The sequence below is a fragment of the Marinobacter sp. LV10MA510-1 genome (assembly GCF_002563885.1).
In the GTDB taxonomy this organism is placed as follows: Bacteria; Pseudomonadota; Gammaproteobacteria; order Pseudomonadales; family Oleiphilaceae; genus Marinobacter.
Genome location: NZ_PDJA01000001.1, coordinates 740210 through 763101 on the forward strand (window position 1 = coordinate 740210; position 22892 = coordinate 763101).

Consider the following 22892-nt stretch of genomic DNA (forward strand, 5'->3'; position numbering starts at 1 on the left):
AGCATAAGCTTCGCCGCGGTTTTCGGGCAGACCACTTTACACTCCGTTATCAGCTTTTCGCTGCGTCCGCTGCGCGGACTTTCACGTAACTGCCAGGGGCATCTTCCAACGCCTTCAACTTGCCTTCGCCTGGGACGCGGGCAGGAACCTGGTCGCCCTGATACTGGGCCAGCCACTCAACCCAGTGCGGCCACCATGAACCAGGATGCTGCTCGGCTTCTGCCAGCCAGTCGTCCGGATTCTCTGGCAATGTATCCACATTGTTGGTCCAGAAACCGTACTTTTCTTTGTATGGCGGGTTGATAATGCCCGCAATATGGCCTGAGCCGCCCAGCAAGAATTGTACTTTGCCACCGTGAACCTGAGCGCCGGAATAGCAGGACTTCCACTTGGCAATGTGATCCTGGCGTGCGGCGATGAACATAGACGGCACGTCAATCTCTTCCAGGTTGATGGTCTCGCCACAGAACGACAGAGAATCCGGCTGCACCAGACGGTTGTTCAGGTACATTTCCCGCAGGTAAGGGCCATGCAGCGCTGCCGGCAGGTTGGTGCCATCGGTGTTCCAGTACAGCAGGTCAAAGGCCGCTGGTTTTTCGCCTTTCAGGTAGTTTTTGGTCCAGAAAGACCAGAACAACTCGTTTTCCCGCAGCAGATTGAAGGTGAAGGCCATGGCGCGGCCGTCCAGGAAGCCCTTCTTGTTCATCATCTTCTCGATGCCCGCAAGCGAACGATCGTTGATGTAAATGCTAATGCCGCCTGGATCAGTGAAGTCCAGCAGCGTGGTAAAGTAGGTAACGCTGACGGTTGGTTTGCGGCCTTTTTTCTTCAACCAAGAAAGGGTTGATGCCACCAGGGTGCCACCAACGCAGTACCCAATCAGGTTCATTTTCGCTTCGCCGGTCGCTTTGGTAACGTTGTCCATCGCCGCTACCACGCCTTTCTCCATGTAATCGTCCCACGCCAGGTCTCTTTGGCTGGGCCCCGGGTTGAGCCAGGAAACAACAAATACCGTTTGACCCTGATTAACCAGCCACTGAATAAACGAGTTGCGGGCGGTCAGATCCAGAATGTAAAACTTGTTGATCCAGGGTGGCACGATCAATACCGGGCGCTTAGCGACGGTTTCTGTTGTCGCGGTGTACTGGATCAGTTGGATCAGTTCGTTCTGGAATACAACTTTGCCTGGCGTTGTTGCCAGGTTGCCACCGACCTCAAACGCAGAGCGGTCGGTCATGCCCACGTTGAACAGTTTTGGATTCTGTTTGTAGTCGTCAATAAATTGCTTGCCGCCTGTCAGCAGGTTCTTACCTTTGGTTTCCCAGGTAATGCGCAGCGCTTCCGGGTTGGTGGCCAGGAAGTTGGCAGGGGACAGCGCACTGGTGACCTGGCGCGCGTAAAAAAGCATTTGGTCACGGGTGTCTTTGGGCAGGTTGTCCATGCCCTCCAACCAATCTTGAAATGCCTGAGAGTTGATCAAATAAGCTTGTAACAACAAATCAAAAGGCAAATGTTTGGACCATTCTTCCGCTTGAAAACGACGGTCGTCGGATTCAGGGCTAGCCACCGAATCCTGATCTTTACCCATTGCGCGGCTGAACGTGTAGGAACCTAACGCCAGATATTTGCGCAGCAAGTCACTTTCTGCAGAAATTGTGCGCAACGGATTCTTTGCAACATCGGCGGCCATGGCCTTATAAATGTCCGACATTTCGCCCATCATTGACAGAGTAGTTGGGCTAACCAAGCCTTTGTCACTCAGCATCTTCGCCAGTTTCTCCTGGCCACGGCGTACATTAGTGTCAACAACACCTGCCACTAATTTTTTGGTTTTACTTAGCTTTTCCATTCCCAGCATGCAGAACTCCTCAAAGAAACAAAAGTAGCCGGTCAAGAATTGAAACTTGACTGACCACAAACGCTATTATTTCCGATGCCAGACGCAATTAACTTTTTTGCGAGCTCGCTTTGCCTTTTGGTGCGGTAGCTTCTTCATCCGCACCGGCTACAGCTTTCTGAACTTCTTCTCGAGCTTCGCTGGCATATTCCTGCCACGACTTCATATCGGCAGTGAATTGTTCGCTCAGTGTTTTGAGTGTTTCGGACTGTTCTGTCGCCAGGCTCTTCAATCCGTCGAGGTCACGAACCTCAGAGGCTTTTTTTGCTTGGCTCAGTGCCATCTCGGAGTAGCGCTGGAATGCGTTCATCTGCATTTCTGCGGCTCTGCCCAGTTGTTCCAGCATAGTTTCGTTCAGGCGACTGACTTTTTTGAACATATCATTATTCATGTTTGCAGATCCTTTGTGATTGGAATCATTAAAGAAAAGCTTTTCACATTAACGTATAATAGCTCTAAGTGAACAACAGGGAAGTTTGTCCCTTTGCAGCCAAAATGAGTATACAAGGCACCGCATGAAATTTTTGTTACAAGCATACTAAATTGTTTTGAGTGGGCGCACCAATTAGACCTTCGATATTTATGATTCAATGACCGAGGTTTTAAATAATGAACGAGTCGTTTTCAACGGTATCTGAACAGGACCCGCGAGAAGAATTATTTGTTGTACCTGCCGATATGCTGGCCGACGACCAGATACTGGGTCTTGTTGAAGAATACTGCACTCGTTATCACGGCCTGAACGATCAGGAAAACCCGCTGGTGGAAGCCAGCAGAGTCAAGGCTGCGGTGGATAAGGGCGAGCTAGTAGTGTGGTTTGATCCAGTCACTAATACCGCCAGTCTGGACAGGCCGCAGGCCCAGCGCTGACGATGTTGGTGATGTTTCGTTATGGTTTGTTGCCTATCGTGATTCGGCGTTAAACGTTACAATTGCGGTCTGAATGTTAACAGCTGTGTGTGAGGTGCATATTGATCAAAGTGTTACTGGTAGACGACCATGACCTGGTTCGATCCGGGCTTTCACGCATGCTGTCTGATAACCCGGACATCGAAGTCATCGGCGAGGCTAAAAATGGTGAAGATGCCATTGAACAGGTGCGCCGTAACCCACCCGATGTGGTGTTGATGGACATCCGCATGCCAGGTATTGGTGGTCTTGAAGCAACCCGCAAAATTCTGCGATTGAATGACGCCGTTCGGGTAGTTGTGGTAACCGGTTGTGCAGATAACCCCTATCCGGTTCGGGTTATGCAGGCCGGTGCGTCAGGCTATATTACCAAGTGCGCCGATATTCGCGAAATCATTCGTGCTGTGCGCAAGGCCCACGCCGGACAGCGCTACATCAGCCCGGAAATTGCGCAGCAAATGGCGTTGGGGCAGGGCAATGAAGATCACCCGGAACTGATGTTGTTCCAACGTCTTTCCGAGCGGGAGCGTGAAATAGCGTTGATGGTGGTGAAATGCAGAAAAGTTCAGGACATATCCGACGCACTCTGCTTAAGCCCGAAAACCGTCAATACCTACCGCTACCGCGTGTTTGAAAAACTCGGTATTTCCAGTGATGTTGAGCTGGCCCTCATGGTTGTACGCCTCGGGTTTCACGATGCCAGTATCGTCTGATGCGGCCGCCCCTCCGGCGGCGCCTTTTGATAGCCGGCACTTCCTTAAGCAACTTACCGAAAGGCCAGGCGTTTACCGGATGTTCGACGCCGCCGGCTCGGTGCTGTACGTGGGTAAAGCGCGCAATCTGAAAAACCGGGTTAGTAGCTACTTCCGTAACACCGGCCTGGCGCCAAAAACCCAGGCTCTGGTGGCAAAAATCTGTTCCATAGAGGTCACCATAACCGGCAGCGAAACGGAAGCTTTGCTGCTAGAACAGAATCTGATTAAGTCGTTGCGGCCGCCTTACAATATACTGCTGCGGGATGATAAATCTTACCCTTACATTTATGTATCCGCGCACCAGGATTATCCCTCACTGACCTTTCGCCGAGGGCGTACGAAAAAAGGTGGAGGAACCTGGTTCGGGCCTTTTCCCAGCTCGGGCGCGGTTAAAGAAAGCCTTAATGTTTTACAAAAAGTATTCCGCATAAGATCCTGTAACGAAAGCTATTTCAGGAACCGAAACCGACCTTGCCTGCAATATCAGATCAATCGATGCACCGCGCCCTGTGTGGGCTATATCTCGCCAGAGGACTACCAGCAGGATATACGCCGAGCAGCGATGTTTCTTGAAGGCAAGAATCCGGTGGTGATTGAGGATCTGATGCAGGCTATGGAAACGGCGGCGGCAGAACTGAATTTTGAAAAGGCCGCTGCTTACCGCGATCAAATGAACCACCTGCGACATGTTCAGGAGCAGCAGTCGGTTGACGGTGAAGGCGGCGATGCTGATGTGATCGCCATAACCCAAGACGCGGGCATCGTGTGTGTGGTGGTTATTATTGTGCGTGGTGGCAGAGTGCTGGGTACTAAAGACTACTTTCCGCGATTTATCATTGAGCAGTCTGACGGTGAATTGCTGGCGGCGTTTTTGGGCCAGTACTATTTTGCCGGAGACACCCGTCGCGAGATCCCCCAGAATATTTTGGTGAGCTCTGAACCGGAAGGCATGGCGCTGTTAGCAGAAGCTTTGTCAGAGGCAGCCAAGCGAGACACCCGCATTCGTGGTAATGTGCGCGGCGAGCGTAGGCGCTGGTTAGAGCTGGCGCAAACCAACGCGCGCCAGACGCTGCTGACGCACCTGGCCAGCAAGGAAACCGTATACCGCCGGTTGTTGGCGTTAAAAGACCTGCTGGATCTGGCAGAAACACCGACACGCATGGAGTGTTTTGATGTCAGCCACAGCCATGGCGAAAACACAGTCGCGTCTTGTGTGGTGTTTGATGAAAACGGCCCATTGAAAAGTGATTACCGGCTCTACAACATTGAAGGTATTACCGGCGGCGATGATTACGCCGCTATGCGCCAGGTTCTGACCCGTCGCTACAAGCGATTGGTAGCCGGGGAAGGCAAGCGGCCCTCGTTGGTGTTTATTGATGGCGGTATAGGCCAGCTTAATATTGCCCGTGAAGTCTTTGAGTCTTTGGAAATTACAGACATTCCGCTGATTGGCGTTGCAAAAGGCGCTGCCCGGCGGGCGGGCATGGAACAGTTGATCGACGCGGTCACCGGGCGGCTATTCCGGGTGCCAGCAGATTCACCCGGGCTGCACCTGATTCAGCACATTCGTGACGAATCACACCGCTTTGCCATTACCGGCCACCGAGCGCGTCGAGATAAAAAGCGTCGCCAGTCTACCCTTGAGGGTATCGAAGGCGTAGGTCCAAAGCGCCGGCGCGATCTGATACGTTACTTTGGGGGCATACAAGAGCTGCGCAAAGCGGGCATTGACGAAATGATTAAAATTCCTGGCATCAGCAAGGCTCTGGCTGAAACCATTTACGCAGCATTGCACGACGAGTAGGCAACGAATGAACATACCGAATATTCTCACTCTTTCGCGCATCGTGATGATTCCGGTGTTTGTGTTTATCTTTTACATGCCGGTGCAATGGAGCTACCTGGTCAGCGCGGTGATTTTTACACTGGCTGCCGTGACCGACTGGCTGGACGGCTATCTGGCGCGCAAACTGAACCAGAGCACACCTTTCGGAGCGTTTCTGGACCCGGTCGCTGACAAGCTGATGGTGGCTGTGGCTCTGGCGGTGCTGATTGAAGAGCATGCGGCGCTGATTCTGACGTTGCCGGCAACTATCATTATTGGTCGCGAGATTGTAATTTCTGCACTGCGTGAATGGATGGCAGAAATTGGCAGCCGCGCCAGCGTGGCGGTGTCTTATATTGGTAAAATCAAGACCGTTGCTCAAATGGCGGCCATTATCGGGCTATTAGCCTTCCCACCCGGCGTGGTTCAGGCTGACATCGCAATCGGGCTGCTCTACGTGGCCGCCGGGCTGACCTTGTGGTCTATGGGGTTATATTTGAAGGCGGCGTGGCCTGATCTGTCTCCGCGTAAGTAAGTGTTCGACCTGCGCTTAAGGCGACTGGTTTTTCAGTTTTCAGTTTTCGATAGCCCTTCGCAGGCGCTCGCCCAGAGCGCAAGTTCACGCACCAGGCGTTGCCCGGCGCCATCAAATGCAACAATCACATCGTCTAGGCTATTGCTGGCGGCGCTGGTTTTAATATCGAAGACCTGCGAGCACGCCGTTCTACGACTGCGATTTTCCATGATTTCGCTGTATAGGCGGATGACCACATCGCTTTGATTAGCGCCGGGTTGGCTTTGAAACGCCAGCAATTCGGTCACCAGGGTCAGATCGGCTTCAGCCGGGCTAACGTCAGTAATTACCCGCTCAAAACCCTGACTTCTGCGCAATGCCGCGGTCATCGCATCGCGCATGATGACGGGCGCTCTGTCACGCCAACGTGCGCCACCGTATATGCGAAATTCTGTAGCCTCTGGTTTTGCCAGAATGCGGGTGCTGTTGATGGGTTCAGAGGCCACCGGTGTGTCCACGCGCAGACTATAAGGCTGCTGGTCTCCAGCGCGGCCCAAGGTTAAAGGTGCGGGCGCGAAATCCATTACCCGTGGCGTCTCTGGAACCGGAAAAATGGTGCAGCCGGTCATCACCAGTGCGAACAGGGTGGCCGATACAAAACTCTTCGAATAGCGAATCATTGTGGCAATTCCTTGATAGTGTCTGCGCCCCAGAGTATTCCTGCCGGGTTCTCGTCCAGGCGGCGGGTAAAGCGGTTCAGGTTATTGAGTGTGTCACGTAATTCCCGCAGCGCCGGTGCCAGCTCGCCCATGCCCTGCAGCCCTGCATCCAGTGCGCCGGCGTTGGTGGAGGTGAGGGTGTCCAGCCTTTGCATAACGGCGTCAAAATTACCCAGGGCGCGGTCCATCGAGCGCAGCGCCGAGCGGCCTTCATTGCGCAACAGCGTATCGGCCGTGCCGGACACGTCGGCTATTTGGGCAGCGGCCTGGCTGGCAGTCGCGCTCGCCTGATTCAGATTTGCAAACAGCTCGTCCAGAGCGGCGCTTTTGCGCACCAGCGTTTCACTGGCCTCACGGGTATTGTTCAGAATGGCAGACACCTGCTCAATATTGTCAGCCGAAAATAACTGGTTGGCGTTACGGAGTAGTTGGTCGGCTTTATTCATGAGCATCTGACTGTTATCCAGCAGGCCGCTAAGCGCGGAGCGCTGGGCGTCAATAATCGGGGGATTCTTGCGGCTACCGATTAACAGCGGGCTGTTCTGGCTGCCGCCGCTAAACTCGATGCTCATGCTGCCGGTGATGTTCGCCAGTACCAGGCTGGCCCGGGTGTCTTCATGCATCGGGATAGTTTCATCGACGCGCACCAGTACCCGCACTTCCCCTGGATTTTTCCGTACCAAACGCAGAGACACAACGTCGCCCACGTTAACGCCGTTGTACAGAACCGGATTGCCTTCAGAGAGTCCACTGACGGTGTAGTCAAACGCCACCTCATACCAGGCCCACACCCGCTCGTTACTGGTTTTTCCGAGCCACAATGCGAACACCAGAGCGGCGGCGGCCGTGACGATCGTAAACATTCCAATCAGGAAGTGATGGGCCCGGGGTTCCATTATGATAACTCCTGCTGGGAATGGGGCACGTGTGATGCCTGGTTGGTTTGAACCGCATAGCTGGCGGCTCGGCCCCGTGGTCCAAGGAAATACTCCTGAATCCACGGGTCGGGATTTTCGACAACTTTCTGCAAACGGTCGGCCACCAGAACTTTTTTCTGCGACAGTACCGCCACCCGGTCACAACTGTTGTAGAGCGTATCCAGGTCATGGGTCACCAGAAACACGGTTAAACCCAGTGCATCACGCAGGGTAACAATCAGTTGGTCGAAGGCGCCTGCGCCGATTGGGTCTAGTCCGGCGGTTGGCTCGTCCAGAAACAGAATTTCCGGATCCAAAGCCAAGGCTCTTGCCAGCGCCGCGCGCTTGATCATGCCGCCGGATAACTCCGACGGATACTGGGTAGCCGCTTTTACTGACAAACCGGTCAGTGCCAGTTTCATGCGGGCAAGATGCTCGGCTTCCGATCGCGGCAGTTTACGATGCTCGATCAGGGGCAGGGCAATGTTTTCCTGAAGATTGAGTGAGGTAAACAGCGCGCCTTTCTGAAACAGAACACCAAAGCGCTGTTCGGTAAGCGAGCGTTGGCGAGAAGACAGCGCCAACAAATCTTTGCCAAACACCCGAATGTCTCCGCCTGACGGCTTGACTAACCCAACGATGCTGCGCATCAAAACCGACTTGCCGGTTCCAGATCCGCCGACCACTCCGAGAATTTCACCGCGAAACAGGTCCAAATCAAGCTGTTGGTGAACCACGTGACTGCCAAAGCGGTTTTCCAGGTTTCGCACCTGGATAATTGGAGCCTGGGATCTGTTTTCTTCATCCACTGTTTGAGTCATCTACCAGCCCATCTCCATAAAAAACAGCGCAGCGATGGAGTCGAACAGAATAACCATAAAAATCGATTGTACTACGCTGGATGTTGTGTGTACGCCTACCGACTGGGCGCTGCCGCTGACTTTGAAACCCTCAAGACAAGCCACAGCTGCAATTAGAAAAGCGAATATGGGTGCCTTGGACAAGCCCACCAAAAAGTGCTTCAACGCGACATCCTGCGACACAATCGATATGAATTGTGTTGGAGTAATGTCCAGCGTCACCGCACACACCAGGGCGCCACCCACCATGCCGGATATCATCCCCACAAATGTCAGCAACGGCAGGCTCACCATCATTGCAAGCACCCGCGGTAACACAAGCAGTTCGATGGGGCTGAGGCCCAGCGTGCGCAGCGCGTCCACCTCCTCATTCACTTTCATGGCGCCAATCTGGGCGGTGAAGGAGCTGGCTGTTCGGCCAGCCAGCAGAATAGCCGCCAATAAAACGCCAAATTCCCGCAGGAACGAAAACGCCACCAGGTTAACGGTGTAAATGGTGGCGCCAAAATCGGCCAGTACCGTGGCCCCGAGGAAAGCGACAACGGCACCCACCAGAAAGGTGAGCAGGGCCACAATGGGTACCGCATTCAGCCCGGTGTCTTGAACCGCAGCTACAAAAGCCGTCATGCGCCAGCGCCGTGGGTGCAGTGTTGTCCACGCCAGGGCTGCAATAATCTGGCCGATAAAGCCAATAAGAGTAACAACGAGTTGATACAACTGTTCTACCCAGGCGCCTATATCGCGCACCATACCAGACAGCGTAAAGCCGGGTGGGGCTGGCGGTGGCTGTTGCTCGGCCATGGCGGTTGCGACCGCACTCAAAAGCGCGGCGGTTTCGCGACTAACCGCTTGCGGGTTATCCGCTAGCCATTGCTCCAGTTTATGGGCCCCAATGAGTTCGGCCAGCAGTGACGCACCGGCGGTGTCTATGCGCCCCAACGTTTGCAAATTCAGTATTTGATAGCGGTCGGAGTCTTGCCCAACGGCGGTAACGGATAAGTAGAGGGCGTGGTAGTAGGGCAGGGTCCAGTTGCCGCAGGCGCTTATTTGGTCGCCGTTAATCAGCAGTTCGCCAGCGGCGCTCTGGTCTGGTTGCGAATCATCCGAAATGTCTGCATTGGTCACGTTGTTGCCGAACCCCCGGGATCATAACTATTTGGTAGCAGCTTAGAGATTCCAGACCTTATCCGCTAGTACCTGGCGGTCTTCTGCATCATGGCTGGCCAGTATCATCGCCACACCGTCGCGTTTTTGTTCCAGCAACAGGCCGTGCAAAATATGACGGGCGTCTGGATCAAGCCCGGTCAGGGGTTCGTCCAATAGTAACAGGGGCTGGCCGCGCAACAGTGCTCGCAGCAAGGCCACCCGCTGACGCTGACCGCCGGACAGTTGCGCCGGGCGGCGCTTGCCCATGCCGGCCAGGCCCACGCGCTCCAGAGCAGCGGCAATTTTCATTTTCTGTGTGCTCGACAGCTTTAACCCCGGATGAAGGCCAAGGCCGATGTTATCTGCAACGTTCAGGTGCTCAAACAGATTGTGCTCCTGAAACACGCTGGTGATCGGGCGCAGCCAAGGTGGCAATGGCGTCAATTCCTGCTGGCGCCACCGAATAGAGCCGCCACTTGCTTGCAGGAACCCGGCCAGCAGGTTGAGCAGGGTGGATTTGCCAGAACCACTGACGCCATGAATAGCCAGGCATTCGCCGGGTGCCAGCGTGAAATCAAACTGCCACGTCGGACCATTTTGGTCGGGTGAAGTCGGGTAGTGAAAACCTAGACCGGAAACATCAAGCATGGCGAATGTCCATAACGGATAGGTTCTTCGGTTGGGCGAATGGGCGCAAGCGGGCGGCGCGGGTAAGAACATGGGCCAAGCTGAATATTATCAACAACAGTAGAATAAGCCAAAGCCCGGTAGCCGCTGCTGCAACCAGTTGATAGCTGCCGAGCTGCTGGTACAGCAGCACCGGAAGCGTGGGTGCACCAGGCGAGCCAAACAGCGCAATCACCCCAAAATCGCCGAGAGAGAGGCCGACCCCGTAGGCCAGCGCCAACGCTAATGGCCGCTTGAGCCGCGGCCAGTGCAACCAGCGCCAGCGATACCAGCCCAGAATGCCCAGCTGGTCAGCTTGCTGCCGGCTTGACTGGTCCAGGCTCGCCAGCGGCCCGCGGACCAACTGCAGAATAAAGGGCAGCGCCATCATGGCGTTTATCAGCACTACCAGAAGCATTCCCTGGCCGGCTGCGCCCAGGCTTGGGCGAAACAGCAGAAACAGACCGGTTCCCAATACCAGTGGAGGCACTATTAATGGCAGGTAGCCGGCGCTGTGAGTGACCGTTTTTGCCTTGGGGAATTGCCCGGCCGCAACAATGGCCAGAGTGGCGATGACCGCCAACAGGCCTGCGGGCAGGGCAATCACCAGGCTTTTCACAGTGGCTTGGAATAGCGCTGTTTGTGGATCAAGCATGGGCAGCGTGGCCAGCCCAGGATAACCGCGGACGGCAATAGCCAGCAGCGGTAGCAGCAGGAAAACGGCGAAGGCCAGTATCAGTGTAGCGTCGAAAAATCGTGCGCCTCCGCGATTATCGCGTCGCGGCGGTGGTTGGCTGAAGCGTCGTTCCGACAACACACTGGTGTGCTCACCCATGCCCAGAACCAGCCACCACAGGCTCCCACAAATACCCAGCTGCACCAGTGCCAGCAAAGCGGCGCGGCCAAAATCGAACTCAAAACGCAGGGCCTGGTAAATGGCCACTTCCAATGTGGTTGAACCTGGCCCGCCGCCCAACGTCATTACAATGGCAAAACTGGTAAAGCACAGGGTAAACACCAGCGCCAGCAACCCGGGCAACACCGGCTTCATGGCCGGCCAGTCCAGAACCCGCCACAGCATAAAACCGCGCAGGCCCATTTGGCTAGCCAGGCGCTTTTGGCCTTGCGGTGTCGCCTCCAAAGCTTGAAGTAGAATGCGCGCAATCAGCGGGGCGTTAAAAAACACATGGGCCAAAACAATGCCGTTCAAGCCGTACAAGTTCCACTGCAGCGCCGGTGCAAAGTCACTCACAATCCCAGTGAGCCAACCCTGGCGGCCGTAAACGTTAACCAAACCAGAGACCACCACAATGGTGGGCATCACCAGGCTGAGCTCCATCAGCCGAAGCAGCAGGCCGCGGCCGGGAAACCGGGGTTGCCGCGCCAGCGCCCGGGCAACGGGAATGGCCAGCAGCGTGCTGATAAGCACGGACAGCAGCGCCTGCCAAACGGTAAAACTAACCACATTGCGCAGGTAACGGCTGTGCCAGAGTTCTGCCGGGTTTAGCGCCGGTGCTTGCCATAGTAGGGCGCCCACGCCTGTGGCCGTCAGCGTGATTATGGCCAGGGCGATCAGCAGGCCGGGTGCCAACTGCCAGCCGGGGTGGCTCAGGGGCGCGCGATGGGTTTTATAAAAGCTCAGCGGATTTTGCATTAGCCAGCTCCGCTAGCGTGTCATGGCTTCCAGCCACTCATCGACCCATTCGCGACGATGTTGTGCCACCTCGGCCGGATCAAAAAACAGAGTGCGGGACGGCTGTATCAAACGGTTAAAAACATCGGGCAATTCGGCGCCCAGATCAATAGCCGGGTACATAACGTTCTTCAGCGGAATATGGCGTTGAAAGTCGGCGCTCAACATGAAGTCCAAAAACTCCCTTGCCAGCGCTTTATGTGGTGAACTGGCGACCACCGCCGCTACTTCTACTTGCAGGTAGTGCCCCTCGCTGAACGCCGCTGCCTGATAGCGCTCGGTCTTGTCGATGGCCATGTGGTAAGCCGGTGAGGTGCTGTAAGACAAAATCATTGGCGCTTCACCGTTCATGAACAATGAAAAATAGCCGTCACTCCAGCTTTTTGTGGTGGTCAGGATTTTTTTCTGCAGCTGCTCCCACTTGGCTCCGGCATCGTCGCCGTAAACGTGGCGCATCCAAAGCAAAAGGCCAAGGCCAGGCGTACTGGTGCGCGGGTCCTGAATGATGATTTTCAAATTATCCGGTGCCGCAATCAGCTCAGCCAGGCTTGCTGGCGGATTTGCCAACTGCTCGGTGTCGTAAACAAACGCGAAGTGTCCCCAGTCGTAGGGTACGAACAACGGGTCTTGCCAGAGGATAGGCAGATTGAGAGCGTCCAGGTTTACATTGTGCGGCGCCAATAGCCCAGTGGAGCGAGCCAGTTCCATGGTGCCGGTGTCTAGGCCCAACACCAGGTCGGCTGAGCTGCTGGCACCTTCTAGCCTCAGTCGCTGCAGAATGTCTCCGCCGCTGTCGAGCACCACATAATTAAGTTGGCAGTCACAGCGCTGTTCAAACGCCGTTTTTACCGCCGGCCCCGGCCCCCATTCCGCTGCGAACGAGGGGTGGGTGTATACCGTTAAATCTGGGTTTTCGGTAGCGCTGGATAAACTGGTAAAAATGAGGATAAAGAGCCCTAAAACTGTCTGGATTTTAGCAGGGAGTAGGGCAGTCTGACTCTTTTGAACAACGCGTTGGAACAGCGAATACGGCATGGTGGTTAAACCTCAAAATCCGGTTTTGGGGCACCATACGCGGTTTTCGGCCGATTAAAGCTCAATTCCTTCGCCGGCATTATCCGGGGCAGGTTCCGCGGGTATGGTCTCAGCCTGTTGGAGGCACCCCGTTGAGATGGGTGAGTATAACAGCCTAAGCCTTATAAGGACGACACCGCAGATCGACAAAACTATACCAACATGCAAAGACAAGCTTACCGTCTTGACGCAGCATAGGAGATCATATCAAACACGGTGGTATACCAAGGTTTCGTGAAAATATTTAACCAACGCATCCACTGCGCAAACCCCACCAACCGGAACAGAACCGCGTGATATTGGGAATTTATCAGGTTGTAGCTGTACTTGAGTAGTTGTTCAATACAAAATCGGATGATGACTTAAAATTTTCCCTGAAGCTACGTCTCAGCCTCAAAAATCTGGAATTGACCAGGGCTCGCGCGATGATTCACAACCGGCAAGACTCTCTGGAGCGGGCTCTTCAGCTGTTCTGGCAAAAGGGCTTTCATGCCACCTCGTTGAAGGATCTGGAGAAAGCACTCGATATGCGACCGGGTAGTATCTATGCCACTTTTGGCAGCAAAGATGGGCTTTTTCAGGAGTCCTTGGAGCGTTATGCCCGCTTGGGGCTGGCCGAGTTTGAGCGCACTTTGAACGCTTACCCATCACCATTGGCTGGGTTGGCCGCCTGGCGCAAGGCCGAAGATTTGTTGGCAGGCATGGAAGAACGCTTTATTGATCGTTTTGATGCGGCACAGCAGATCGGGGAACTGGATGCCCGGCTTGATCCCGTTCGCCTTGGGCGGCGCTTGCAGGCAGAAGTAATGGGGTTACGCGCTTTCGCCCAACGTGACGTCAACAGTGCGACTGTTCATGCTCTTGCTGAAGATATGGCACTGTCCCTGGAAGCTCTGCGTAAGGACGGTGTTACAGATAAACGCTAATATTTATCGCGTATTTGCCTGCTCTTGTTGCCTTAGGGCAGGGAGCAGGCTTCTTCAAGGCAGACTGTTTAGTCGATCGTTTTAGGTGCCAGTTTTTCTTGAGTTTTCAAATCAAAATCCGAGGCATCATGCCGCTCGTGCAGTTGCTCTGAAAGCTCACCCCAAGTGCGGTTGACTTTGCGGCCACGTTTGACAGCGGGGCGTTCAAAGATCTCTTGTGCCCAGCGGCGCAGGTTCTTGTAGCTTTCGACCTGCAGGAATTCACCCGCACCATAGGCCTCTCCCAGCACCAAATTGCCATACCATGGCCAAGTGGCTATGTCGGCAATGGAATACTCGTCTCCGCCGAGAAAACGGTGCTCGGCTAGCTCCCGGTCAAGCACGTCCAGTTGGCGTTTCACTTCCATCGTGAAGCGATTGATCGGGTATTCTAACTTCTCGGGTGCATAGGCGTAGAAGTGCCCGAATCCGCCGCCCAGATAGGGCGCTGAACCTTGCAGCCAGAACAGCCAGTTCAGTACTTCGGTGCGTGCAGCCGTGTCCTTTGGAAGAAAGTGCCCGAACGTCTCAGCCAGATAAAAAAGGATCGCACCGCTTTCAAAAACTCGGCTGCCGCTCTCCGTATCAAACAGAGCCGGGATTTTCGAGTTTGGATTTACGTCGACAAAGCCGGATGAAAACTGGTCGCCTTCGCCAATCTGGATCAGGTGAGCATCGTATTCGGCCCCGGTTTCACCGATGGACAGCAGCTCTTCGGCCATGATGGTGACCTTCTGGCCATTGGGTGTTCCCATCGAATAAATCTGCAGACTTGCTGGGCATGTTAGTCAGCTTTATGCCACTCAAACTTCTGGAACGGCTTGTCTATCGGCGTGTCGGCAAGGTGATTTGTGTAGTTGCTCATCACCTTCTGTGCGGTGCCAAGAATGACCTCAAGAATCTGGCGCTTGGTGAATCCGGCCTCCAGAAATGCTGCCACGGCGCTGTCATCCACGTTGCCGCGGCCGCGCACAACGGCGAGGGTGAAGTCGCGCAGGGTTTCCAGCCGGTTTGTCGGTAACGGTGTTTCGTTACGCAGAGCGTCAGTGATGCCGTCATCAACGTTCATGCTCTTGGCGATGCCGGTGTGTGCGGGCACGCAGTAATGGCAAGCATGTTCGACGTTGATGGTTTGCCACACCACGGTGGTTTCTTCGTCGTCGAAACTGCTATCCAGAAAGAGCTGATGAAGCCGCTGATAACCTTCAAGTAAGCCTGGTGCTTCAGCCATAACCGCGTGAAGGCTTGGAACCATACCGAAAGCTTTGATGGAGTTGTCGAGTAAATTCTGGCTTTCTTGTGGGGCGCTTTCTTTGTCATGAAGAGTATTGGTTGCGCTTCAATCAGCCCTTACGCAATCAAGGCTTCCGTATCTTTGTCGGTGCAGTCCTTAGCGGCTTGCCTAACTTCGGTCAGATAATAGTGGAATAGGATCTGATGGCGACTATTGAGGGGTATTTGCCGGTGTCTGAACAATAATGCGCCCCTACAGGCAATGGATGTCGGGGCCTGCAGAGGTTTATGTCTTTTTTAGAGGGGAAATTCCTAGGACCCCATTTAGCAGTGCCTCGATCTCCGCACCAGGATCATAATTCTGGCGTACAGGGCGGTTAGCAGTGTGGGCATTGATCACATCTTTAATCGGTTCACCGATTGTTGAGTCATTCAGCACAGGAAATTCATTTTTTAATTTATTGCTGATCTGACCTTCATTGCGCTCGACTGAGCGCATAATCCGATCTATATGTTCATCCGGCCCTTCTAAGAAGTCCTTCACATTATCCCGAGCTTCGATATATGAATGATGCGACTGAATCTGATGGCGCATCTCGTATTCAATCGTTTCGTGAATAACGTGGAAAAGGTATTCAGATTGCTCCGTGAGATCAGGATAGCGCCAGGCCGGGCGCAGGGTGTCATTGCCGGAAAACTCGAAATCCGACACCACACCATCTGGGTAGGCGGTCCGACTTCCGAATCGGATATCGTTGGCTGTTTTCGCCATCATCGGGCGGGAATAGGCTTCAAGAATCTTGTCGTAGCGGGTGCGACTGACTGTGCTTTTGGTGATAGTGGAGGATATCGGCAAAAGCAAAGGCGCCGGTATTGCGGAATCCCGGCGAAGGGTGTCGTTGATCAGAAAGCGAGAAATCCGCCCATTTCCATCTGCCATAGGGTGAATGAAAACAAAGCCGAAACTGGCTACCGCCGCCCGAATGACTGGGTTCACGTTCCGGGTTTTTTCCATGAACGTTTGCAGACCCTTGAGCATAGGTTCCACATCGTTGGCATCAGGGGCGACGTAGTGAACATAGGAGCCCATCTCCTGAGTTCCTGAGCCAACAAAGACCGGAGACTGGCGAAGCCCATGGCGAATGGTGCTAGTGCCAAGAATGCTGTCTTGAATTTCGGTTAACGCTCCGATGGAAAGGGGGGCTTCGATCTGCCCGCAATATCGGCCCATCGCCAAGGCGAAGCGGTGAATCTTGCTCTTCTGATCGCCCTCATGCTCGATCGCAAAGCTGGCTCGACTCTCACGGATGGTTAGCCAAACCGCGCTTCTGGTCATCAAATCGGTACCGTAGTCGTCCTCAATATTTTGAAGCCGCTCGGCTAAATTATAGTCGTCGATGAGGTCAAGCAGTTCTGTTCGACGGATTATCGGGCAGAAGTAGGGCGTGCCCGGGAGGTTGTCATTGATCCGCCAGCGTGAGTTTTTAATGGGTATGTCAGCGGCAACTACCTGATTCGGGTCAAGCAGGTTGCGATAGTTACCGGACATTTCCGGCGCCTGCAGAATGTTGCCGGTCAGCCATTCGTATAGAAAACCGGCTTTGCGAGTGTATTGCCCGGTTGGCTCAGAGGCGATCCAGTCTATCAATGCCTGCTTGTCAAAGCTTTTGAACGCGTGACTGAGTAGCTCTAAGTGAATGCCCTCATGTTTAAGGGCGAACGCCAGGTGAGCCAAAGGAATGTCGTCGGGCTTAGAATTAGGCCGGTAGGTTTCATAGCGAACGCCATCCTGGAAGCTGGTCTTCCGGTCACGGCCAATCTGGCTGAGAATTGACAATTTCTGGGTTACCGGTAGATTGAAATGCTCTCGTAACCATGCATAGCCTGCCCAGGAACTCATGCCGCTCACCTTGTCGTTTGACCTGTGATTTCCGTTATTTCGTTTATCCTACTGCATTACTGATTATATTGTGCTGTAAAACCGTCTTTTTTCTACAATAATCTGGGTTGCCCGGAAGATACAAATTGATATCCCATTGCCTTGTAGCCTTTCTCGCGCTTTTGGAACATCCGCTCTAGCATTGGCAGGCCAGTATCCAAGTAGTCATACACGGTGACTTCCTGCTTGCCATCGGCTTCCCGGTGGATCCTGCCGGCATATTGCGCCAGCGTTCCTTTCCAGGCGATTGGCAGGGCCAAAAACAGAGTGTCTAGCCGTGGCAAATCAAAACCTTCTCCGATGTATTTTCCTGTTGCAACGATAACCTGAGCTTCATGTAACCGCGCCTCTGCATCCCGGCGCTCTCTGACGCGCATTCCTCCACGCAGCACAACCGACGGTATGGATTCAGCGTCCAGCATTGTCGCCAACCTCTCAGCATGCTCTCGCCGCTCCGTCAGCAGAAGACAGTTTGCCCGGTTGCGCGCACAGCCTGCGACATCCTGAACAATATCCTGATTCCGGGCGGGGCTCTGGGAGAGCCAACGGTAAACCGATGCTATATGGGGCCGCCCACTCGACTGATAAATGTCGGTGGGTGGACTTTCATGACGCTCCCGAACGATGACGCGTTGGACAAACCTGGAGCTGTGTTCCGCCCGAACTTTGTGACGAACGGGTCCCGCAACCATGAGCATGATTTTTTGGTGCCCGTCCTGACGGTCAGGTGTTGCTGTCAAGCCGACGACGTAACGGGCGCTGACTTCATTAAGGAGCATTTCGTAACGGGGAGCGGAAATATGGTGGCATTCGTCTATGATGACCTGCCCATATTCCCGGACCAGGCTTGAGACAGTATTGTCTTTCTTGTTGATCAGGCTCTGGTAGGTGGCAACATCGATCTGACCGGTAGGTTTCTTTTTCCCACCGCCAATCACACCCACGGCTGCACCTTCAATGAAGGTTTCCAGGCGCTCCTTCCATTGGTCTAGTAACTGACGACTGTGAGTCAGGATCAATGTGTTGACCCCACGCTTGGCTACAATGGCAATTGCCGTTACGGTTTTACCGAAGGCGGTTGGGGCGTGGAGTATTCCGGTATCGTGATTGGTAAGCGCCTTCACAGCCTTTTTTTGATCCTCGCGCAGGGTTGCTTTCAGACTGGCGCCACCCAGCGACTGACCCGGAATCCTGCGGTCATCGATCTCTATCGTTATCCTCTGATCCAGCAGCAATGCTTGTAACTCATCAAAGCAGCCTCTCGGTACCGATAGATAACCTTGCTCAATCCGGGCACAGGATATGTACCGAGGAATACCATGAGTAGAGAAACGAAGTGCCTGTGTTTTGAAAAACACTGGATTGGCGAAGCTGGCCATGCGCTTTATTCGAGTAGCCAATGTCCCCGGTATTTCGGACAACTTCATATAAATGTGGTTTGCTAAAATGAGAGTGATGCGTTCAGGGCATCCTGTAATGATACCTGCCTCTACCGGTAACGATTGCTCCCATGGCAACGAAACCTCTGCTGTAAGATCAGAATCAGGCCCCTTACCGACCATCTCTCGAAGCTGGGCCGATGAAAGGGTCTTCTGCCGACTGAGCAGCGCCCATTGATCTGGATACGGAGTTAATTCATCGTCGACGAACACAGTACACCCGCGATTTCGCGCCTCGTGTTGAAGCGGAAGGGCAATCAGATTGCCAAACCCACCATCGGGCATCGTGTCCTGGTTGGGGAACAACCGGTCATAGGAATCGAAGGACAAGCCTGGATAGAGCTCCATGGCTTTATCCAGCAACTTGAACCCCAGAACTCTCGCAGACCAGGCCGAAACGGCTTCCGAAAAGAAGATCCATAAATGGGCACCAGCACCGGATCGAGACACCTCGACGAGATAAGGAATAGCTTCACCACGACAGGTCTCGGCCAACGCACGAACGTCTGCTTTCCAGTTGTCCTTATCAAAATCCACTGCCAGGAGGTAACAGGAGTTGTCCGATAGTAAAGGATATAGCCCAGCGACATGCTTACCAGAAAGGTGGTCGTACAAGGCACTGAAATCCAGAGGCTTGAATTTTCTGTGCGGACATTCTCCGCACTTGATCCTGGGTTTCTGACAAATTCTGGGGGCCCATTCGTTCTCACAGGCCACAGCATAGCCGGAGCGGCCACCGGAACCCTGCCAGCGAATTGCATAGACATCCTGTCTACCGCGAAAGAGCTTCCGGAACGATTCGATTTTTTGATCGGGGGTTAGGTGCGATAACGTGGATCGGCTCGCAGCTTGCCGAAGCTCTTTCTTTCGGGAAAGGAGGGCGGCCTTTTCCTTCTCAAGCTTAGACAACCTAAGTTCAATGGCTGCGAGCTCTTCATCTACTCGGATACGTGACTCCTACTCAGTGAATCCGTCAAGCATGGTGATTGACTGTTCTGAGGTCATTTCTAATCCTGCCGCTACTTGGCTGATCCTATCAGATTTAGTCTCACGATCATCAAATCAAATAACGAATTGTCTCATTGGTAGCCCAGCAACCGCAGTTCAGAGCCGTAAGTCAATAAGCCAGCACCCGTATTTCAGGGCTCTGCTGCGTAACGTGGGGCACCGGACTGATAGCGCAGCAAGGCTGATGACTGGGCCCCGGGTGGCTGTCCGGGTCAGTGGCGCCACAGCAATCCTCAACCAACAGGCAATCAAAGCCACGGTCGTTGCCCTCACGCATGGTGGTATGAACACAGACGTCCATGGTAATGCCGGTCAAGATAATATTACGGATTCCGCGTACCAGAATCTTGTCCAACGGGCTCTGGTTGCCGATACCGGGGCAAACCTGTTTGCCCCTCCAACGCTTGTTGAAGGGCAGATCCACCAGTTCGGGCCGGTGGCCTTCGCGAGTGTGGATGATATGCATATGCGGAATGGTCCGAACCGCCTCCAGAACACTGCGAATCGGCGGAATCGTGGCCCGGGCTTAGCCTTGTAAGCTTGCCAACACCCTAGCTTTCGAGGCATTTTCGCGTTCGGCATAAAGGGATAGCTCATCGGTTACCTGAGCACCCAGAGCCTTTTCAAAAGCATCACGATTTGCGCTACCTGAGTAGGCCTCACTTTTCGCGCCCCCAAGGTTTGACTGAAAAATGCCCGCCGCGCTTACCGGCAAAAAGTCTTCATAGGTAATTGGCTGAGCTTCAACCAGCCCTTGCGCAATCAAGGCTTCCGTATCTTGATCGACAACGCCCTTGGCAGCTTGCCCGGTGTCAGTTAGATAATAATGAAAGTAGGCCAACCCCTCACGACGCATCGCCTGATCACTGTCGGGAAACGCCGTAAAGACGCTGTTCATGACCGTTTGGTGCGCATCGTTATCCAGCCTTATCGCTTGTTCGCGGCCTTCATCAAGAAGCTGGTCATAAAGCGCGCGTCCTTTTGGCGTAAGCGCCGCACCACGCTGCTCAACTTCACCAAAGCGAGCAGTGTGGGTACCCTGGGCGTCACCGGCAAAGCGGATCGACTCCTCCAGCGCTTTAAAGCTCGTTTGCCGAAGCAAAATGGGCCATGCACGACGTGGTGGCCCTTCGATCACTGCTTTCGGATTCATTCCCACATCAGGCATGCGGCGTTGAACTTCATCGATATCTAAAGTGCGCGGCGTCAGGTGATTGATGTGCGGCCCACGAAAGCAGACGACGTCGGCAATCAAACGGTGTTCGTCACATAGCGCATGATAGGTCTCTAAATCGACCGTGGCGTTCTGGTGCCAGCGGAATGTTTCCAGGGCTTCCTTTACAAATTGGTCCGCTTCCTCGCTGGATAGCTCACCTTTTGACTCATGGCATTCGATCAGTTCACGTACTTTGGATGTAAAAATATCGCGCGTCGCTAAAATGGCTGTTGCACCCTGGCGGAGCGCCTCATTTTCAATTAACTCCAGGCGCAGTAGGGAGGTGAAAACACGGAACGGATTTTTTGCCAGCGCATTATCGTTGATGGGCCTGAAAGCGGTTGAGTGAACCGGCACGCCCGCTTCGGAAAGATCGTAATAACCGACAGGATGCATTCCCATAACGGCAAACAAGCGTCGCAACGTAGAGAGCTCATCCGCTGTGCCCACACGAATTGCTCCATGGCGCTCTACCGTAAGGCGTGCCAGTTCACCCTGCGCTTCCAGCCGGCGGTAAAGCTCAGGTTGCTGGCTAAGCGTCTCCTGGTTTACGCGTTCCACGAGCTCAAGCAGCGTTCCGTACTGAGGAACTTCCGCTTGATACATAGCCGACATGGCCTTAGAGAAACGGTCGCGAACATCATCGGTTGAGGGAAATGTTTTTTGGTTCATTTCATCGCTCGATATTGAACAGTGTTGAGTTGAGGATGTTATACCTGCTTCCGTCGGGCTACCAGTCCGTTCCTTAACGCTTCCCAATAACAACAGGTAAATAACTGAACCCGCCGGTTGGGAAAACTGCGCGTTCAGGCAGCTCATTGGGCGCGAATTCCAGGGTATCGATACCGCGAAGAAATTCCTCAATCAGAATTCTGAGTTCCATCCTGGCCAGAGGTGCACCAGGGCAAATATGAATACCTGCACCATAAAGCAGATTCTGGCCACGGTTCTTCTCGGGACAAAAAACATCCGGATCGCCGAATACTTCCTCGTCACGATTGGCGGATGCCCACAGAACGGTGACTTTCTCGCCAGCAGGAATCTTTCTGGTACCCATCTTTACTTCCCGTGTTGTTATCCGGCGATTGGATATTAACGGTGCGTCGATGCGCAGTATTTCATCGATCGCATCCTCTACTTTGTAGGTTTCTTTGGTCAGGCTTTCTTTTAAGTCAGGGTGTTCAGCCAGATAATTCAGCAGAATCGATACGCTTGAGCTGATGGTACCGAGTTCACCAACTGTCCAGTTTCGCATCAGGCTGGTGAGCTCTTCATCGGTTAAGGGTCGACCATTAACGGTTTCTTCCATCAGTAACCTGGTGACGTCCCTTGGCGCGTTCGCTCCGGCTTGCCGCCGGGTCTCCAGTAGTTCATGAATATAGCCATCAAATTCTTGGGCAACATCAGCCATGGCCTTGCGGTCTCGGGCGAGTGTGGCCTGATGGTTCTTCAAGACCCACTCACGAAGTGGTTCATGGAGGGAGTCGGGCCATCCCATAAAAGCGCACTGTATTTGTAACGCAAAGGCTCTGCTGAACCGTTCGACAATATCAAACTCTTCACCACTAGGCAGGCTGTTTACAAGATTACGAGCTATGTTCCGACAGGTGGGCTCAAACTCGCTCATCGCCTGTTCTGAAAAATAGGGTTCGATCACCTGGCGATAGTGGGTGTGTTCGGGCGGGTCCATGCCATTCGGCACAGAAAGATGGCTGGACGACACGCTGCTAAACGTTTGGTGATCTTCCAGCGCCTGCATAACATCGCTATGCCTGAATAATGTCCAGTGTTGGTAGTTACTCCAGGCGACCGGGCACTGTGTACGCATGGTGTCGTAGGCGCGTATCTGGTCTTTTAAAACCTTACCTGCACGGGGGTTCCAGTCTGGTTCGCGGGGCCTGTTGACCATTGAAAATCCTCGTAAGAAAAACGGTTTTCAGGCTAACAGATGGCCAAATAGTCTTCTTAAAGATTAATCAATTAGTGCTAGATTCAATAACCTGAACCAGCCACCAACGTCTGCCAGCGGTCCGGACTTGATCTAGAACACGTGACACCATAGCTCAGCCATCTCGGTAGCGTTATCGTGCGATGGGTGTTCGTTGCCTCCCCAGAAC

19 protein-coding genes, 2 pseudogenes and 1 riboswitch are annotated in these 22892 nt (G+C 53.8%); of the genes and pseudogenes, 5 read left to right on the top strand and 16 right to left on the bottom strand.

What is annotated here, in order from left to right:
• Positions 1–49 precede the first annotated feature (49 nt).
• Positions 50–1858, bottom strand: a complete 1809-nt coding sequence (locus ATI45_RS03505) for a PHA/PHB synthase family protein (RefSeq protein ID WP_098418300.1) — start codon at positions 1856–1858, stop codon at positions 50–52.
• An 88-nt stretch (positions 1859–1946) separates the two neighbouring features.
• Positions 1947–2288 (bottom strand): phasin family protein, encoded by a 342-nt coding sequence (locus tag ATI45_RS03510; protein ID WP_098418301.1) that lies wholly within the window; start codon positions 2286–2288, stop codon positions 1947–1949.
• Positions 2289–2506: 218 nt separating this feature from the next.
• Between ATI45_RS03510 and ATI45_RS03515 the strand changes: the two genes are divergently transcribed.
• The 4 genes from ATI45_RS03515 to pgsA all read left to right on the top strand — a co-directional run bounded on the left by ATI45_RS03515 (position 2507) and on the right by pgsA (position 5921).
• Positions 2507–2767, top strand: coding sequence for a hypothetical protein (locus tag ATI45_RS03515; RefSeq protein WP_098418302.1), 261 nt, complete (start codon positions 2507–2509; stop codon positions 2765–2767).
• Between the two features lie 101 nt (positions 2768–2868).
• Positions 2869–3519, top strand: a complete 651-nt coding sequence (uvrY, locus tag ATI45_RS03520; RefSeq protein ID WP_098418303.1) for a UvrY/SirA/GacA family response regulator transcription factor — start codon at positions 2869–2871, stop codon at positions 3517–3519.
• Complete coding sequence (gene uvrC, locus ATI45_RS03525; protein ID WP_098418304.1) at positions 3503–5365, top strand: excinuclease ABC subunit UvrC; 1863 nt, start codon at positions 3503–3505, stop codon at positions 5363–5365. Before uvrY ends, uvrC begins: the two co-directional genes overlap by 17 nt.
• A 7-nt stretch (positions 5366–5372) precedes the next feature.
• Positions 5373–5921: a CDP-diacylglycerol--glycerol-3-phosphate 3-phosphatidyltransferase gene (gene pgsA / locus ATI45_RS03530; protein ID WP_098418305.1), complete on the top strand. Its 549-nt coding sequence runs from the start codon at positions 5373–5375 to the stop codon at positions 5919–5921.
• A 32-nt stretch (positions 5922–5953) separates the two neighbouring features.
• Here pgsA and ATI45_RS03535 read toward each other — a convergent pair whose 3' ends face one another.
• From ATI45_RS03535 to thiB, 7 genes are read right to left on the bottom strand one after another with little or no spacing between them, the layout of a single operon-like run.
• On the bottom strand, positions 5954–6580 hold the full coding sequence (locus ATI45_RS03535) for an ABC-type transport auxiliary lipoprotein family protein (RefSeq protein WP_098418306.1): 627 nt from the start codon (positions 6578–6580) through the stop codon (positions 5954–5956).
• Positions 6577–7515 carry an MlaD family protein gene (locus ATI45_RS03540; RefSeq protein WP_098418307.1) on the bottom strand — a complete coding sequence of 313 codons (939 nt, stop codon included), beginning with the start codon at positions 7513–7515 and terminating at the stop codon, positions 6577–6579. Before ATI45_RS03540 ends, ATI45_RS03535 begins: the two co-directional genes overlap by 4 nt.
• Positions 7515–8357, bottom strand: a complete 843-nt coding sequence (locus tag ATI45_RS03545) for an ABC transporter ATP-binding protein (RefSeq protein WP_098418308.1) — start codon at positions 8355–8357, stop codon at positions 7515–7517. The genes ATI45_RS03540 and ATI45_RS03545 overlap by 1 nt, the downstream gene beginning before the upstream one ends.
• Positions 8358–9521: an MlaE family ABC transporter permease gene (locus ATI45_RS03550; RefSeq protein WP_098418309.1), complete on the bottom strand. Its 1164-nt coding sequence runs from the start codon at positions 9519–9521 to the stop codon at positions 8358–8360.
• A gap of 42 nt (positions 9522–9563) precedes the next feature.
• Complete coding sequence (locus tag ATI45_RS03555) at positions 9564–10190, bottom strand: ATP-binding cassette domain-containing protein (RefSeq protein ID WP_098418310.1); 627 nt, start codon at positions 10188–10190, stop codon at positions 9564–9566.
• Positions 10183–11862, bottom strand: a complete 1680-nt coding sequence (thiP, locus tag ATI45_RS03560; protein WP_098418311.1) for a thiamine/thiamine pyrophosphate ABC transporter permease — start codon at positions 11860–11862, stop codon at positions 10183–10185. The genes ATI45_RS03555 and thiP overlap by 8 nt, the downstream gene beginning before the upstream one ends.
• Before the next feature lie 12 nt (positions 11863–11874).
• A complete protein-coding gene (gene thiB / locus ATI45_RS03565; protein WP_218926106.1) occupies positions 11875–12936 on the bottom strand; it encodes a thiamine ABC transporter substrate binding subunit in 1062 nt (353 codons plus the stop codon).
• Between the two features lie 48 nt (positions 12937–12984).
• A riboswitch (TPP riboswitch) is annotated at positions 12985–13077 on the bottom strand.
• A 323-nt stretch (positions 13078–13400) separates the two neighbouring features.
• Between thiB and ATI45_RS03570 the strand changes: the two genes are divergently transcribed.
• A complete protein-coding gene (locus tag ATI45_RS03570) occupies positions 13401–13901 on the top strand; it encodes a TetR/AcrR family transcriptional regulator (protein ID WP_098421633.1) in 501 nt (166 codons plus the stop codon).
• A gap of 68 nt (positions 13902–13969) precedes the next feature.
• Here the strand turns inward: ATI45_RS03570 and yghU are convergent.
• The 7 genes and pseudogenes from yghU to ATI45_RS03605 all read right to left on the bottom strand — a co-directional run.
• Positions 13970–14710: pseudogene (yghU, locus tag ATI45_RS03575) on the bottom strand (glutathione-dependent disulfide-bond oxidoreductase); the annotation flags it as partial.
• A gap of 14 nt (positions 14711–14724) precedes the next feature.
• Positions 14725–15171, bottom strand: a complete 447-nt coding sequence (locus ATI45_RS03580; protein WP_323807633.1) for a carboxymuconolactone decarboxylase family protein — start codon at positions 15169–15171, stop codon at positions 14725–14727.
• A 288-nt stretch (positions 15172–15459) separates the two neighbouring features.
• Complete coding sequence (locus ATI45_RS03585; RefSeq protein WP_098418314.1) at positions 15460–17073, bottom strand: Fic family protein; 1614 nt, start codon at positions 17071–17073, stop codon at positions 15460–15462.
• A gap of 92 nt (positions 17074–17165) precedes the next feature.
• Positions 17166–19460: a TOTE conflict system archaeo-eukaryotic primase domain-containing protein gene (locus tag ATI45_RS03590; RefSeq protein ID WP_228735922.1), complete on the bottom strand. Its 2295-nt coding sequence runs from the start codon at positions 19458–19460 to the stop codon at positions 17166–17168.
• Positions 19461–19758: 298 nt separating this feature from the next.
• A pseudogene (locus ATI45_RS03595) lies at positions 19759–20082 on the bottom strand (cysteine hydrolase family protein); the annotation flags it as partial.
• Between the two features lie 3 nt (positions 20083–20085).
• Positions 20086–21447, bottom strand: a complete 1362-nt coding sequence (locus tag ATI45_RS03600; protein ID WP_098418317.1) for a VOC family protein — start codon at positions 21445–21447, stop codon at positions 20086–20088.
• 73 nt (positions 21448–21520) lie between these two features.
• Positions 21521–22684 carry a cytochrome P450 gene (locus ATI45_RS03605; protein ID WP_098418318.1) on the bottom strand — a complete coding sequence of 388 codons (1164 nt, stop codon included), beginning with the start codon at positions 22682–22684 and terminating at the stop codon, positions 21521–21523.
• Between the last annotated feature and the right edge of the window lie 208 nt (positions 22685–22892).

What these genes read in the sequence shown, in the direction of transcription:
- ATI45_RS03555 (WP_098418310.1), bottom strand. Translation starts at nt 10,190, where the DNA reads ATGCTTGATGTTTCCGGTCTAGGTTTTCACTACCCGACTTCACCCGAC.
- uvrC (WP_098418304.1), top strand. Translation starts at nt 3,503, where the DNA reads ATGCCAGTATCGTCTGATGCGGCCGCCCCTCCGGCGGCGCCTTTTGAT.
- ATI45_RS03540 (WP_098418307.1), bottom strand. Translation starts at nt 7,515, where the DNA reads ATGGAACCCCGGGCCCATCACTTCCTGATTGGAATGTTTACGATCGTC.
- ATI45_RS03505 (WP_098418300.1), bottom strand. Translation starts at nt 1,858, where the DNA reads ATGCTGGGAATGGAAAAGCTAAGTAAAACCAAAAAATTAGTGGCAGGT.
- ATI45_RS03600 (WP_098418317.1), bottom strand. Translation starts at nt 21,447, where the DNA reads ATGAACCAAAAAACATTTCCCTCAACCGATGATGTTCGCGACCGTTTC.
- ATI45_RS03535 (WP_098418306.1), bottom strand. Translation starts at nt 6,580, where the DNA reads ATGATTCGCTATTCGAAGAGTTTTGTATCGGCCACCCTGTTCGCACTG.
- pgsA (WP_098418305.1), top strand. Translation starts at nt 5,373, where the DNA reads ATGAACATACCGAATATTCTCACTCTTTCGCGCATCGTGATGATTCCG.
- ATI45_RS03570 (WP_098421633.1), top strand. Translation starts at nt 13,401, where the DNA reads ATGATTCACAACCGGCAAGACTCTCTGGAGCGGGCTCTTCAGCTGTTC.
- ATI45_RS03605 (WP_098418318.1), bottom strand. Translation starts at nt 22,684, where the DNA reads ATGGTCAACAGGCCCCGCGAACCAGACTGGAACCCCCGTGCAGGTAAG.
- ATI45_RS03515 (WP_098418302.1), top strand. Translation starts at nt 2,507, where the DNA reads ATGAACGAGTCGTTTTCAACGGTATCTGAACAGGACCCGCGAGAAGAA.
- ATI45_RS03510 (WP_098418301.1), bottom strand. Translation starts at nt 2,288, where the DNA reads ATGAATAATGATATGTTCAAAAAAGTCAGTCGCCTGAACGAAACTATG.
- ATI45_RS03585 (WP_098418314.1), bottom strand. Translation starts at nt 17,073, where the DNA reads ATGAGTTCCTGGGCAGGCTATGCATGGTTACGAGAGCATTTCAATCTA.
- thiB (WP_218926106.1), bottom strand. Translation starts at nt 12,936, where the DNA reads ATGCCGTATTCGCTGTTCCAACGCGTTGTTCAAAAGAGTCAGACTGCC.
- ATI45_RS03580 (WP_323807633.1), bottom strand. Translation starts at nt 15,171, where the DNA reads ATGGCTGAAGCACCAGGCTTACTTGAAGGTTATCAGCGGCTTCATCAG.
- thiP (WP_098418311.1), bottom strand. Translation starts at nt 11,862, where the DNA reads ATGCAAAATCCGCTGAGCTTTTATAAAACCCATCGCGCGCCCCTGAGC.
- ATI45_RS03545 (WP_098418308.1), bottom strand. Translation starts at nt 8,357, where the DNA reads ATGACTCAAACAGTGGATGAAGAAAACAGATCCCAGGCTCCAATTATC.